The sequence below is a fragment of the Streptosporangium vulgare genome (assembly GCF_042428775.1).
GTDB lineage: Bacteria > Actinomycetota > Actinomycetes > Streptosporangiales > Streptosporangiaceae > Streptosporangium > Streptosporangium vulgare.
The window spans coordinates 59,397-73,252 of the sequence record NZ_JBHMBS010000003.1 but is presented as its reverse complement, the minus strand read 5'-3'; the positions used below and the strand labels follow the sequence as shown (position 1 = coordinate 73,252).

Genomic DNA, 13,856 nt, shown 5'->3' with positions numbered 1-13,856 from the left:
TACCGCTCAAAGATTCGATGACCCATCATGGAGAACTCTCATCAGGACAGAGCACGCCCCCTGTCGCGCCGGGCTTATCCCCATGGCTGAAGCCAGGGGCCCACGCCCGGTACCTCCGATCGAGGGTTCGCCGGACGTTCTCAATCGTGTGCGCCGAGGTCGGCCGCGTCCACCCCGACCCTCGGGGCGGCCAGCCAGCAGGTGACGCTCTCCCAGGAGAAAAGGCACCACAGGTAGAGCGCGAGCAGGGCGAACACCAGCGTGACCTGCCCGGCGAGCCCGCCGAGGGCGATCAGCAGCATGCGGCCGTCCCAGCCGAGGCCGGATGTGGCCAGCCAGGACGGCGGGTAGACCCGCTGCCTCAGCCGGTAGACGACGTCGTAGTGGTGGAAGGCCATCGCGCCGAGCAGCATGAAGATCAGCCATGGCGGCACGTCGTGCGCGAAGCCCACCGAGGCCACGAAGCCGTACTCGGTGAGGCGCAAGACCGGCGGCACCAGCCAGTCGAGCCGGCCGTCGTGCGGGTGCGAGCTTCCGAGACCGGCCAGCAGCAGCGCCACCGCGGGGGCGAACACCGCCGGCCCGTCGGTGCCGGCCACGCCGACCATCAGCAGCACCCCGGTCACGAACATCCCGACGATCGCGGGCGGCAGCGGCGGGAGTTGCCCGGCCACCAGGGCGCCCATACCCCTCGACAGCACCCCGTCGTCCCGGTAGGCGACCACGGCACTCCGCGGCACCGGCGCCATATGCACAGAAATCATGATCGCACCTGTTCTCCCACTCGCCCGGCGGGAGATCCGTCCCGCCGGTCACCGACCCCGCGCTCCGGGCCGCTCCGGGTCGTTCGTCTTTCCGATCGCGGCCCCTGCCACCCGGGGCGTTCGTCTCACCGATCGCAGGTCCCTGCCGCTCCGAGGCGTTCGTCTCGCCGGTCACGGCCCCGCCGCTCCGGGCCGTCCGTCCCGCCCGTCACGGACCCCGCCGCCCCGCCGTCACGGATCCCATCGCCCCGCCGTCACGGACCCCGCCGCCCCACTCATCGGCTGAGCGACCTGCCCGTCCGGCCGAAGAGGATGTAGAGGGCGGCGATCCCGCCCCAGAGCAGCAGCGCGACGAAGGTCACCCGCGCGTTGAAGAGGGCGGCGGTCACCGCGATCAGGGCCATCCGCTCCCCGATGGGCAACACGATGATCTTCTTGAACCAGCGCGTGGGCGACGCCTTCTCCATCGCCCGCGAGAGCCGCACGACCGCGTTGCCCGCCCCGGGCCCGGCGCCGTCACCGGTGGCCGCCCCGCCCGGGAAGTCCGTCCTGCCCGCGAGGTCCGTCCTGCCCGCGGAGTCCGTCCTCCCTGGGAAGCCCGCCCCGCCCGAGGAGTCCGTCCTCGCCGGGAAGCCCGCCTGCTCCGGGAAGCCCGCCTGCCCGCTTCCGGCACCCGTCGTCCGCTCGCCCCCGGGTCCAGCCCTCTCGCCTCCGGCACCGGCGACCGGTGCGCCGGCTCCCCCGCCTCCGCTCTCGCCCGCGCCCGGTGTCCGCCCCGCGTCGGCACCCGCGAACGCGGCCCGCCGCTCCGGCCACCGCGGCGCCACCGACCGCCTCGCCTCACCGGCCGGGTCGGCCAGCGAACCCGCCCTGGCCCAGGCCGCGCCCACCCGGCTCGCGTCGGCACGCGCCCCCGCGTACGAGAAGTCGATCATGTGACGGAGCATCTGCAGGATCATCGCGGACACCGCCAGCGCCCAGATGCCGTCCGGGCCGCCGCCCGCGACGTCCAGCCCGGCCGCGTACCCGATGGCGAGGCCCAGGTAGACGGCGTACTCCTTGACGCGGTCGAAGGTGGCGTCCAGCCACGCCCCGAGCGGTGAGAAGGTCCTGGTGTAGCGGGCGAGCTGGCCGTCGACGCAGTCGAACACGAACGACAGGTAGAGCAGGACCGCCCCGGCGACCAGGCCGGGCCGGGTGCCCACGGAGAACCAGATCGCGGCGAGCATGGCGAAGCCGACGGAGATGCCGGTGACCGCGTTCGGTGTCAGGCCGAGCGCGGCGACCGCCTTCACGACGTGCCTGGACCAGGAGCTCACGCCGTACGTGGCGAAGAAGCCGTCGTTGGTCTTGACCGCGGCGTCCAGCCGGGCCTCGTTCTCGTCGACCTCGGCCAGCCGGGGCACGGCCACGTCGGCCTCCGCCTGCCCGGCCATCCGGTCGGCGTGCAGACGGCCGAGCCTGGCCGCGCGCACCTGCGCGCCGGAGCGGACCAGGCCGACCAGGAGCAGGCCGGGAGCCTCGCCGCCGTCCATCGTCCCGAAGGCGCCCGCCTCGGCGAGCTCGGCGAGCGTCTCGACGGTCTCGGCGAAGCCCGCGAGGTCGGACACGCCGATCTGGAGCGCGCCCCTGAAGGTGCCGTTGCTCTCGCCGACCTCGTGGAAGGAGGTGCCCGCGGTCACCACGGACCTGCCGTCGGTCCTGACCGGCGGGCGCGTCGGCCCCGGGGCCTCGTCCACCCGGTCCCCCTCGCTCACCAGCGCGGCGGTGTCGCGGGCCGGGTGCTCCACGAGCATGGCCAGCGCCTCGGTGTGCGCCACCAGGTCACCGGTGACCACCAGCACCGGGCCGATGGACGAGCGGGCCACCTTCGCGATCCTGCGCAGGTCGTCGGCGAGCCCCCTCGACCCCTCGGCCCCGATCATGTGGGTGCCGCCGGACGCGTGGATGATGTCGCTGGAACGGGCCACCACGTGCACGTCCCGTACGGGAAGCGTGGCGAGCTGGCCGGTCAGCCTGTCGAGGAGGGTCCCGCCGGAACACCGCAGGCCGGACGCCTCGGTGGTGGCGAGCACGACCGCGACCGCCTGTGAGGCGTCGGACGAGGCGAGGGCGTGAGAGTCAGGCAATCCGGGCTCCTTCGTATCCGACGGGATCACCGTACGAATCGGGGAGTGCGCACTCAGCGTAGCTAGATCTTGACGGGATAGCACGGGAGCACGCCGGTCGATCGGGTACGCACCCATTACGCTCGCCATATCCGAACTGTCAAAGGAATCTGATCGTGGCCGAACGTGAACCGCGTCCCCGAACCGTCGGTGTGGTCCTGGCAGGGGGCGTCGGCCGGCGTGTCGGCCACGACACCCCCAAGCAACTGCTGGAGATAGCGGGCAGGACGATCCTCGAACACACCCTCGCACTGTTCGAGGGGGCACCGGAGATCGACGAGATCATGGTCCTGATGGCGCCCGGCTTCACCGGCGAGGTGGAACGGATCGTCGAGCGCAACGGCTTCACGAAGGTCGGCAGGATCCTGGAGGGTGGCGCGAGCCGCCCGGAGACCACCTGGCGGGCGCTGCGGGCGCTGGGCACGCGAGAGTGCCTCGTGCTGCTGCACGACGCCGTACGCCCGCTGGCGGAGCCCAGGATCATCGCCGACTGCGTCGAGGCGCTGAGGACCTTCTCGGCGGTCGAGGTGGCGATCCCGAGTTCCGACACGATCGTGGTGACCTCGCCGGGACCGCACGGTGAGATCGTCAGTGAGGTCCCCGACCGGGCCCGCCTGCGCCGCGTCCAGACCCCGCAGTGCTTCCGGCTCTCGGTGATCCGTGAGGCGTACGAGCGCGCCTTCGCCGATCCCGGTTTCGCCGACCGGCCGCCCACCGACGACTGCGGGGTGGTGCTGCGCTACCTGCCCGACGTGCCGATCCACGTGGTGCCGGGCAGCGAGCGGAACATGAAGGTCACCCACCCGGTGGACCTCTTCGTCGCCGACAAGCTCCTCCGGCTCGCCGCGAGCGACGTCCCCGCCCGCTCCGGCACCGCCCTGCGCGACGCGCTGGAGGGCAGGACCGTGGTGGTCTTCGGCGCGGACGACGCCGCCGGCGCCGAGGTGGCGGAACTGGCCGGGCGCCACGGCGCCCGCGTGTTCCCCCTTTCGGGCTCACCGGCCCTCCCGGGTTCACCGGGCCTCCCGCGACCGGCGCACTCCCCCGTGTCACCGGACTCCCCCGTGTCACCGCACTCCCCGGCGACACCGGGCTCCTCCGGGACGCAGGCCCTTCCCGGCCTGCGTGGCCTTTCCGGTACGCCGAGCCTTCCCGGTACGCAGGGTCTTTCCGGTGCTCCGGACGGGGTCCGCGTCGACGACTTCCGGGCGGTGGCCGACGCGCTCGCCCGGGTCGTCAAGGAGACGGGCGGGATCGACTACGTGGTCAGCGCGGCGGGCGCGCCGCCGGGCAGGATCGACGCGGTGGACGACACCGCGATCGCCGAGACCGTGAGCGTGAACCACCTGGGCCCGGTCACCGTCGCCAGGGCGGCCCTCCCCCATCTCCGCGAGACGCGGGGACAGCTGCTGTTCCACGCCCCCTCCCGCGCCCAGGACGGAACGGGAGACGGCCTGCGCTCCTTCGCGGGAGCCGCCGTGGCCGGCCTGACCCGGGCGCTCGCGGAGGAATGGGCCGGGTACGGGGTACGGGTCAACTGCGTGGATCCCGGGAGGGCCGAAGCCACGGCACCGTCGGGCCCGTCCGCCCCGTACGCCGTCGCCCGCACCTCACTGGACGTGCTCGCCTCCGGCGTCACCGGCCAGGTGGTCGACGCCCGCCCCTGACCGTCACCCGCCTCCGGCCGGTAAGAGCCCTGGTCGGCGTGTGGCCCCGGCGGCGCGCTCCGGCGAGGGTCAGCCGCTCGCGCGGTCGGGCCTGCCGAGCCTTCTCGGGCTCGTCAGGAAGCCCCAGCCCCACGACATGTGCATGGTGACGTAGACCAGCGGCAGCCGGGCGAACGCGGGGGCGGGCAGGCCGCTGCCGGTGACCGCGGAACCGGCCAGGATCGCGGCCAGGTAGCCGCCCGGGATCAGCAGCCCCGGCCAGAAGAACGGGGAGACCGCCAGGCCCGCGAGGATGGCCAGCACGGCCAGGGGCGGCGCCAGGTAGCGCAGGTTGATCGTGCCCTCGTGGGTGCGGGCGACCACCCTGCGCCAGCGGCCGTAGTGGAAGTACTGCTTGGCGAGCGCCTTGAGGTCGGGCCTCGGCCGGTAGGAGACGCGCATCCGGGGCTGGAACCAGACCAGGCCGCCCGTCTCGCGGATGCGGTGGTTCATCTCCCAGTCCTGGGCCCGCTGGAAGTGCTCGTCGTAGCCGCCGACCCGCTCCAGCGCGGAACGGCGGAACACGCCGAGGTAGACCGTGTCGGCCGGGCCCGCGGTGCCGCCGGTGTGGAACCGGGCGCCGCCGACGCCGATCTTGGACGTCATCGCGCGGGCCACCGCCTGCTCGAACGGCGTGACGCCCTCGGCCGCCATGACGCCGCCCACGTTGTCGGCGCCGGTCTCCTCAAGGGTCTCCACCGCGACCTGGAGGTAGTCGTCGGGGAGCATCGCGTGGCCGTCCACCCTGGCGATGATCGCGTTGCCGGACGCCGCGATGGCGGCGTTGAGCGCGTTGGGGGTGCGGCCGGTCGGATTGGGCACGACGACCACACGGGGGTCGTCGGCGGCGATTTCGTCGGCGACCTCCTGGGTACGGTCGCGGGAGGGGCCGATCGCGAGCACGACCTCGATCGGTCCCGCGTACCGCTGCGAGAGCACCTGACGCACCGCCTCCCGCAGGTGGCGCTCCTCGTTCAGCACCGGGATGACGATGGAGATGGGGGGCCAGACACGTGTCTCGGAAGACGACGCCGGCGCGGGCGAGTCGGGGAACTGCTTCATGGCGTCGCTCACGCTACTGTACGAACGGGTACCTCATCGACCCAGCTGGAGCCTAGGGGGCCATGCATGCGCGACCCGGAGGAGGATTCGGGTGTGCACGTAGGCGGCGACGCCTACGGAAGCGTTCGGGTGACCCCGAGGCGTGACCGCAGGTCGGCGAGGGGCGCCCGCACCAGGCGGCGCGGTCTCGTGATCGCCGGCGCGCTCTCGTGCCTGGTTCTGGGCAGTTCCGGGGTGACGTGGGCGCTGACCAACTACGCCACGACGAAGATCGAGGCGGTCGACGCGGGGGTTCCCGGGTCGCGGTCGAGCACCGGCGCCATGAACATCCTGGTGGTCGGCGTCGACAAGCGCGACAATCTCACCCGTAAGCAGCAGAACCAGCTCAAGCTGGGCCGCGAGACCGGCGAGCGCACCGACACCATGATGGTGATCCACGTGTCGGAGGACCACCGCAAGGTCACCGTGGTCAGCCTCCCCCGCGACACCTGGACGACGATCCCCGGCAAGGGCCTGCACAAGATCAACGCCGCCTACCAGCTCGGCGGCCCGAAGCTCGCGACGCGCACGGTGCAGACCGCCACGGGGCTCACCCTCCACCACTACGTCGAGGTCAACGTGCTGGGCTTCATCGAGGTGGTCGACGCCCTCGGCGGCATCTCGGTCTGCACCCCGGTCCCGATCAACGACCCGAAGACCGCGCTCGACCTGCAGCCGGGCACCTACTCCTTCGACGGCGTCAAGGCCCTCGCCTACGCCCGCACCCGCGCCACCGCCCGCTCCGACCTCGACCGCATCGACCGCCAGCAGCAGGTGATCTCCGCGCTGCTGAACCAGGCGCTCAGCGGCGAGACGCTGACCAACCCGATCAGGCTCGCCTCGTTCGTCGACACCACGCTCGACACGATCCGGGTGGACGACGCGCTCCGCGGGGACCTGCTCGGCCTGGCCGACCAGCTCAAGGACGTCTCCACCGACGACGTGGCCTTCGCCACGGTCCCGCTCGCGGACGTCGACTACAAGACGCCGACCGGCGAGTCCGCCGTGCTCTGGGACAAGGAGGCGGCCAAGGAGCTGTTCCGCAGGATCGCCGCCGACGAGACGCTGGTCAAGCCCACCAAACCCGCCAAGCCCGGCAAGTCCACCCCCACTCCGGCGGCCTCCCCCTCGGCTCCCGCCCTCACCGTCGCGCCGTCACGGATCGCCCTCAGGGTGCTCAACGGCACCACGATCACCGGCCTGGGCGCGCAGACCAGGGCCGACCTGCAGAGAGTCGGCTTCCTGGTGCCCGAGACCCCGGGCAACACCCCGCAGAAGGACTTCGAGAAGACCGTCATCCGGTACGGCCCCGGCCGCGAGGACTCGGCGCGCACCGTCGCCGCCGCGCTGCCCGGGGCGGAGCTGCGCCCGCTGGAGAGCCTCGGCGACAAGATCGAGGTTGTCGTCGGCCGGAAGCACGCCCCGGCGAAGAAGGTCACCGTGAAGGAGGCGGCCGCCTCTCCCACTCCGAGCGCCGCACCTGTCGCGACTCCGACAGCAAGGACGGCAACGGACAACATCTGCAAAAAGTGAGTTATGTGCATAACAACCTTCTGTCAGGGCAGCTAGAAAGCCACGGAGGTGATGATCGTGATCTCGACATTCGATGTTCAGACATGGCGCAGCGGCACCTGTGCGGTCGTGCGGGCGACGGGCGAGCTCGACATGGCCGTGGCTCCCCGGTTGCGCGCGGAGATCGACCACGTCCTGCGGGACGCGGGAAATCCGAACCTGGTGATGGACCTGACAGGGGTGCCGTTCTGCGACTCGGTGGGACTCGGGGTGATCGTGGGCACGCTCACCCGCCTCAAGGAGGCCCACGGCCGCCTCATGCTGGTGGTGAGCCCCGGCATGATCACCCACCTGCTGACGATCACCAATCTCGACCGGCACTTCGAGACGCGGGACAACCTGCGCGAGGCGCTCGACGCCATGGCCCCCAGCCACTCCTCGGGCTGAATCTTCGCAGGTCAGGGCACATTTCCCGGTCGACTCACGCCCCTCCCCCGTCACTCGGGGACCGGCTTTCCCACGCGTCGACACCCCCGCGCGGGCTAGGCTACAAAGCTGTTTCCTCGAATAGCTGGAACATATGCACGTTGGCATCTACACTTCGCTTCGAAGCTATACGATCACGGAAAGCGATGATTCGCACCGTTAGGGAGTATCGTGGCTTCAGATGGTCCACCCCCTCCGCGCCCGCACGACGCGACCGGGGAGGCGACGATCTGAGGCCGGGCGTCCGAACGACACCCCCTGGCCGGATACGTACATTCACGTGAGCCTGCAGGGAAGTGGGCGATGAACGCACTTCAACTCACGAGCGAGCACGCGAACGGCTTCGTGGTCATCACGGTGGCCGGCGAGCTCGACCTCGCCACCAGGCCGGACCTGTCGGCCTTCACCCAGGACGTCATCGACGCCCGCCCCGGCACGGTCATCATCGACCTGGCCGGCGTCACCTTCATCGACGCCTGCGGCCTGAGCGCGCTGATCGCCGTCAAACGGTACGCACGCGAGCACGACACACCCCTGCTCCTGGCCGGAGCCCCGCCGGTGGTCCTGAAGCTCCTGAAGCTGACCAACCTCGACGCGTCCTTCACCGTGATCTCCCGCACCGGGGCGATGAGCCCTCCACCGGGCTGTCCCGAGGGCGCCTCGCACGTCCAGACGGCCACCCCCCTCGCCGACCGCTAGACGTCGGCCCCACACCCCGCGGAGCGGCCGTACCGGCCGTTCCCGTCCCGCTGTCCGGTCCCGCGGCCTCCGGACCGCGCCACCCGTCCGGCGAGGTTCCCGGCCCGGGACCGGCCGGTCCGCCCCGATCAGGCGGACTCCCTGATCACCAGGGTCGGTTCGAAGATCCGTGAGGTCACCGGATGGTCCGGGTGCTCGATGTGGGTGAGCAGCAGCCGTCCCATCTCGGCGGCCATGTCCTCGACGGGGTGGCGGACGGTGGTGAGCGGCGGGCGGCAGGCCAGCGCCGCGCTGCTGTCGTCGAAACCCACCATGGCCACGTCGCCGGGCACGCTGCGCCCGTGCTGGCGCAGCACCAGCAGGGCGCCCTGGGCCATCAGGTCGTTGGCCGCGAAGACGCCGTCGATGTCGGGATGGTCGGCGAGCAGCCGTTCCATCGCCACCTCGCCGCTGTGGAGGGTGAAGTTGCCCTCGGCGCAGGGGATGTAGGGATGGCCGTGCACGGCCATCGCCTCCTGGAAGCCCGCCAGGCGGTCCTGGCTGGCCGGGACGTCGAGCGGGCCGGAGATGGTCGCCAGCCTGCGGCAGCCCCGGGCGACGAGATGGTCGGCGGCCAGCTTGCCCCCGGCCCGGTGCCCCACGTCGACGTAGCTGATCGGGATCGGCCGGGCCGGTCTGGCGAAGAGCACGGCGGGCAGCGAGGCGTCGGCGAGCAGCTTGGGCAACGTGTCCTCGGCGCTGATGGAGACCAGGATGGCCCCGTCGACGTTGCCCCGGCGCAGGTAGGAGATGACCTGGTCGCGGGTCTCCGGGGTGTCGGCGAACATCAGGATCGGGTAGATGCCCAGCGGGCGCAGGAAGCCGACGACACCCCCGGCCACGCGCCCGAAGAACGGGTCGGCGAAGACATGGCCGGGAAACGGGCTCTCCTCGCTGCTGCCCGCTCCGGAGACGATCAGGGCGATCGTCCCCGTCCGCCGGGTGACCAGGGAGCGCGCGGCCTGGTTGGGGACGTAGCCGGTGAGGGCGATCGCCTGCTTGACCTTCTCCTGGATCGCGAGGTCGACATTGCGGATCCCGTTGATCACGCGCGAGACCGTGGCACGGGAGACTCCTGCCGCCCGCGCCACATCCTCCAAGGTCGGGGGTGCCGACACTCGCGGTAGGCCTTCGCTCATAGGGCTTTTATAGCACAGCGAGAGAGCGCTCTCCCGAGGAGTCTCGCGAGGTCGGCGGCTCCGCGCCGAGGAGTACCGGGGCGCTCAGCGGCAGGTCGGCGGCCGAGCGGCCGGCGAGCACCGTGAAGGCGCCCTCCTCGGCCCGCCAGGCGTGGTGCTCGGCCGACCAGTGTAGGAAGGCCCGTGCCGGGACGTCCACCGTGACCTCGACGACCTCACCGGGCCCCGCGTCGGCGAGGGCGTATCCGGCCAGCCAGCGCGCGGGACGGGTCACGCCCGTCTCCGGCCGGGACAGGTAGACCTGGACGACCTCGCGACCGGCGCGCCCGCCGGTGTTGCGCAGCCGTACCCGGACGGGCAGCGCGCTCTCCGGGGAGACGTCCCAGGGCACGGAGAGGTCCTCGTAGGACCAGGAGGTGTATCCGAGGCCGTGCCCGAACCAGTACGCGGGCGGGGCGGGCCGCCGCAGCCAGGCGCGGTACCCGATGTCGAGGCCCTCGGCGTAGGTGAGCGTCCCGTCCTCGGGGACGGTGGAGACGAGCGCCCTGTCGGCCCAGGTCGTGGGCAGCCTGCCGCCGGGTTCGGCCCGGCCGAACAGGACGTCGGCGAGACCGTGTCCCGCCTCCTGCCCCGGGAACCAGCTCAGGAGTACGGCCGGCACCTCCTCGCGCCACGGCAGGACCATGGGGCCACCGGAGTTGACGACCACGACGGTCGCCGGGTTGACCGCGGCCACCGCGCGGACCAGCTCGTCCTGGCGTCCGGGCAGCTCCAGGTGCGTACGGTCGGTGCCCTCGTTCTCGATCTCCTCCGTGGAGCCGACCACGACGACGACGGCGTCGCAGGTACGGGCGAGCTCGACCGCGGCGGCCAGCTCCACCTCGTCGGCGCGCCGGGGCGGGTCGGCGGCCAGCACCGAGGCGATCCCGCTGCCGGGGTCGAGCCGCCGCCGGGAGACGAGCTCCACGTCCCGGCCCGCCGTCACGGGGAACCGGGCACGCCGGTACGGCGGGGACAGGTGCACGGTGGCGGGGTCGTCGGTGTCACGCTCCACCTCCTCGTCGACCAGGACGTGGCCGTCCGCCTCCAGCAGGACGTGGCCCCATCCGGCGACGGCCAGCTCCCACAGCCCGTCCACCTCCGGGCTCAGCAGGGCGCGGATCTCGACGGTCGCGGCGGCGTCGATCCGGGCGGGTTCCAGGATGCGGCCGGTGAGCCGGTGCTCGGCGTGGACCTCCGCTCCGGCGGCGTCCAGCAGCCGGACCAGGACGCCGGGCTCGCCGGTCAGGGGGTCGCGGGCGTTGTCCGTGCCCAGCGGGGTCGGCCGGTCGTCGAGGTGCGGGCCGGGGCGGTGGAGCACCTCCGCCGTACCGGACAGGGCCTCGCGGATGCCGTCGAGGGGAGACACGACGGACACGGGGAACACGCCCGCGCTGCCGCCCCCCTGGATCCGGGGGGTGGCGGCGTTCGGGCCGAGCACGGCGACCCTGCGCAGGCGCGAGGGGTCCAGGGGGAGCAGCGAGTCCTCGTTGCGCAGGAGGACGGTGCTCGCGGCGACGGCCCGGCGCAGCAGCGCACGCGCGGCCTCGCGCCCTTCCTCCACGTCGTGATCCTCCTGCTTCTCCTGTTCCTCCTGCTTCTCCTGCTCAGCGCGCTCTCCCCGGTCGGCGGGGCCGGGGAGGGCGGGATGGGCTCCGGCGGCGAGGTCCAGCGCGCCGACCCGGGAGGCCAGCCGGAGCAGGCGCCGGACCTTGTCGTCGATCGCGGCCTCCGGCACCTCGCCCGCGCGCACCGCGGCGACCAGCGTCTCCCCCCAGGTGCCCTCAGGTCCCGGCATCGCGAGGTCCTGCGCGGCGCGGGCGGCGGGACCGGTGGAGCGGACGCCGCCCCAGTCCGACACGACCACCCCGTCGAACCCCCAGACCTCCTTGAGCGGGTCGGCCAGGAGAGGGTTCTCCGACATCGTGGTCCCGTTCACCCCGTTGTAGGCGGACATGACGACCCAGACGCCCGCCTCCACCGCGGCCTCGAACGGCGCCAGGTACAGCTCGCGCAGGGTCCGTTCGTCGACGCGGGCGTCGAGGGTGAGCCGTTCGGTCTCGGAGTCGTTGGCGACGTAGTGCTTGGCGGTGGCCGCCACCCCGCCCGACTGGACGCCCCGGACGCAGGCGGCGCCGATCCTGCCGGTCAGCAGGGGGTCCTCGGAGTAGCACTCGAAGTGGCGCCCGCCGAGCGGCGAGCGGTGCAGGTTGAGCGTCGGGGCGAGCAGGACGTCCACCCCCTTGCGCCGCGCCTCGTCGGCGAGCAGCCCGCCCAGCAGTTCCACCAGGTCGTCGTCCCAGGTGGCGGCCAGCGCGGTCGCGGAGGGCAGGGTCAGGGAGGTGCTCCGCTCGTCCCAGCCCTCCCCGCGCACGCCGACCGGGCCGTCGGAGGTGACCATGGCCCGCAGCCCGATGCCCGGCTCCGCGTGAGTGGACCACACGGTGGCCCCGGTGAGCAGCCGTACCTTGCGTTCCAGGTCCAGCTTCTCCACCAGCCGGTCGAGCTCGTCGATGCCCACGTGTGTTTCCCTTCGCTGTCGGAGAGCGCTCTCCAGTACGTCACGGCGGTCCCGCGCTGTCAATGTCCGGTAAATGTCCGGGAGCGGACACGCCTGAGGCCCCCGTCCGGGAAAGGCCCCGTCACACCTGAGGCCGTCATCCGGGGAAAGGCCCCGTCACGCTTGAGGCCCTCGTCTGGGGAAAGGCCCCGTCACACCTGAGGCCCTCGTCCGGGGAAAGGCCCCGTGTCGAGAAAAGCACGTGCCCGGCCCCGGCCCGCGGGTGCCGGAGTCCGGGGCACCCGCGGGCCGGAGCCGGGCACATGCGGTCAAGGAGGGTCAGGGAAGGTCAGGGGAGCTCGAAGTTCTCCGTGAGGGCGGCGCCGCGGTGCGGCTTGTACAGGTCGTAGCCGCGCGGGTTGCACTGGAGGCCACCGTTGATGCAGTGGGTCACCAGGGCGTCCAGGATGGCGGGGTTGTCCCAGGCGTTGAAGAAGTCGTAGTGCCAGGTGTAACCGCGCCCGCTGGCCAGTCTCGCCTGCGACAGGTCACCGCTGGCGGGGAAGGCGATCTTGAACTCCAGCATCGGCACCGCCACCGGGTGGCTGGGCGGGCAGTAGCCGCCGACGGGGTAGGACATGTGGCTCTTGTGGTTGGCGCTGTCGAGGTTCACGCCGTCCCAGCAGCTCGGCGCCTGGTAGCGGACGTTCACCTGGCTGCCCGCCACGCAGGACGTCGGGATGTCCCAGCTCTTGGAGATGTCGCCGCACTCGAAGCCCTCGACGGCGCCCGGCGAGTCGCGGAACTCGGCGAGCGTCGCGGTCGGGCTGCCGACGACGAAGCGCAGGCCCTGCGGGAAGGGCTGCACCTCCCAGTAGTTGAGGATGCCGGACTTGTAGTAGATGACCTGGTTGCCGGTCGGCTCGATCAGCTGGGTGCCCTTGTAGAAGCTCGGGAACCAGTAGGCCGACCTGTCGTGCGGGTTGGTGCACGAGGTGGCGCCACCGAGGAGCGACGACTGCGTGCTGCTCGCGTTGGTCGTCCTGTTGCCGACGAAGGTGTGCATGTGCGAGGCGCCGGGCAGGCCCGGGTAGATGATCGGGTCGTCGGGCCGGTTCGCCGTCGGGGAGCAGTTGGCCTGGAACTCGTGGTGCGTCACCTCGTCGGTGAACGTCGGCTTCGGCCTCGGGGTGACCGGGGATCCGCCGGTGCCGTACACCTTGAACTCCCACAGCGAGTAGCCGTAGCCGGTGCCCCTGGCGGTGCCGTACATCCGCACGTACCGGCCCGAACCCGAGACGTTGAGGGTCTGGGTGCCGCCGGTGCCGGTGGTGGTCGAGTGGACGTCGGTCCAGGAGGAGCCATCGGCCGAGGTCTGGATCTTGAACGACCTGCCGTACGCGCCCTCCCAGTTGAGGACGACCTGGGAGATCGTCGCGGTGCCGCCCAGGTCGACCTGGAGCCACTGCGGGTCGGCGGCGGCGCTGGACCAGCGGGTCCCGTTGTTGCCGTCGAAGGCGGCGCCGGCGCCGTAGCCGCCTCCCTCCGAGGATGAGGCGGTCGCGGGCCGGCTCTGGGAGATCAGGCCGTCCGCCGCGCTGGCGGGGGAGATGATCGCCAGACCGGCCGCGACCAGCGCGGTGATTGCGGCGGCGACCAGTCCCAGGCGGAATCTGACTGGACTTCGGGATGGGCGCATTGCC

At 72.1% G+C, this 13,856-nt stretch carries 10 protein-coding genes; 4 read left to right on the top strand and 6 right to left on the bottom strand.

Translation table 11 applies throughout. The features are described 5' to 3' along the window. Positions 1–140: 140 nt before the first annotated feature. Positions 141–764, bottom strand: a complete 624-nt coding sequence (locus ACFFRH_RS07235; protein WP_386155182.1) for a DUF5941 domain-containing protein — start codon at positions 762–764, stop codon at positions 141–143. Between the two features lie 275 nt (positions 765–1,039). After that, on the bottom strand, positions 1,040–2,893 hold the full coding sequence (locus tag ACFFRH_RS07230; RefSeq protein WP_386155179.1) for a CDP-alcohol phosphatidyltransferase family protein: 1,854 nt from the start codon (positions 2,891–2,893) through the stop codon (positions 1,040–1,042). A gap of 155 nt (positions 2,894–3,048) precedes the next feature. On the opposite strand from ACFFRH_RS07230, the gene ACFFRH_RS07225 reads away from it, so the two are divergent. Next, positions 3,049–4,599, top strand: coding sequence for an SDR family oxidoreductase (locus tag ACFFRH_RS07225; RefSeq protein WP_386155177.1), 1,551 nt, complete (start codon positions 3,049–3,051; stop codon positions 4,597–4,599). 69 nt (positions 4,600–4,668) lie between these two features. Here ACFFRH_RS07225 and ACFFRH_RS07220 read toward each other — a convergent pair whose 3' ends face one another. Then, positions 4,669–5,700, bottom strand: a complete 1,032-nt coding sequence (locus ACFFRH_RS07220) for a glycosyltransferase family 2 protein (RefSeq protein WP_386155707.1) — start codon at positions 5,698–5,700, stop codon at positions 4,669–4,671. Positions 5,701–5,829: 129 nt separating this feature from the next. Between ACFFRH_RS07220 and ACFFRH_RS07215 the strand changes: the two genes are divergently transcribed. From ACFFRH_RS07215 to ACFFRH_RS07205, 3 genes are all read left to right on the top strand, one after another. Then, complete coding sequence (locus ACFFRH_RS07215; RefSeq protein ID WP_386155175.1) at positions 5,830–7,272, top strand: LCP family protein; 1,443 nt, start codon at positions 5,830–5,832, stop codon at positions 7,270–7,272. Between the two features lie 57 nt (positions 7,273–7,329). Further along, on the top strand, positions 7,330–7,698 hold the full coding sequence (locus tag ACFFRH_RS07210) for an STAS domain-containing protein (protein ID WP_386155173.1): 369 nt from the start codon (positions 7,330–7,332) through the stop codon (positions 7,696–7,698). A gap of 342 nt (positions 7,699–8,040) precedes the next feature. Further along, complete coding sequence (locus ACFFRH_RS07205; RefSeq protein ID WP_386155171.1) at positions 8,041–8,436, top strand: STAS domain-containing protein; 396 nt, start codon at positions 8,041–8,043, stop codon at positions 8,434–8,436. A 128-nt stretch (positions 8,437–8,564) separates the two neighbouring features. On the opposite strand, the gene ACFFRH_RS07200 is transcribed toward ACFFRH_RS07205, so the two are convergent. The 3 genes from ACFFRH_RS07200 to ACFFRH_RS07190 all read right to left on the bottom strand — a co-directional run bounded on the left by ACFFRH_RS07200 (position 8,565) and on the right by ACFFRH_RS07190 (position 13,852). Further along, the gene (locus ACFFRH_RS07200) at positions 8,565–9,614 is read right to left on the bottom strand and encodes a LacI family DNA-binding transcriptional regulator (protein ID WP_386155169.1); all 1,050 of its coding nucleotides are present in this window, start codon (positions 9,612–9,614) and stop codon (positions 8,565–8,567) included. A gap of 7 nt (positions 9,615–9,621) precedes the next feature. Beyond that, entirely contained in the window at positions 9,622–12,174 is a 2,553-nt protein-coding gene (locus ACFFRH_RS07195) for a glycoside hydrolase family 3 C-terminal domain-containing protein (RefSeq protein ID WP_386155167.1), read from the bottom strand. A gap of 328 nt (positions 12,175–12,502) precedes the next feature. Then, the gene (locus ACFFRH_RS07190; protein ID WP_344747413.1) at positions 12,503–13,852 is read right to left on the bottom strand and encodes a DUF1996 domain-containing protein; all 1,350 of its coding nucleotides are present in this window, start codon (positions 13,850–13,852) and stop codon (positions 12,503–12,505) included. Positions 13,853–13,856: the final 4 nt, after the last annotated feature.

Bases quoted from the DNA above. Each gene is read 5' to 3' on its own strand.
- ACFFRH_RS07235 (WP_386155182.1), bottom strand. From the start codon at position 764: ATGATTTCTGTGCATATGGCGCCGGTGCCGCGGAGTGCCGTGGTCGCC.
- ACFFRH_RS07190 (WP_344747413.1), bottom strand. From the start codon at position 13,852: ATGCGCCCATCCCGAAGTCCAGTCAGATTCCGCCTGGGACTGGTCGCC.
- ACFFRH_RS07200 (WP_386155169.1), bottom strand. From the start codon at position 9,614: ATGAGCGAAGGCCTACCGCGAGTGTCGGCACCCCCGACCTTGGAGGAT.
- ACFFRH_RS07205 (WP_386155171.1), top strand. From the start codon at position 8,041: ATGAACGCACTTCAACTCACGAGCGAGCACGCGAACGGCTTCGTGGTC.
- ACFFRH_RS07220 (WP_386155707.1), bottom strand. From the start codon at position 5,700: ATGAAGCAGTTCCCCGACTCGCCCGCGCCGGCGTCGTCTTCCGAGACA.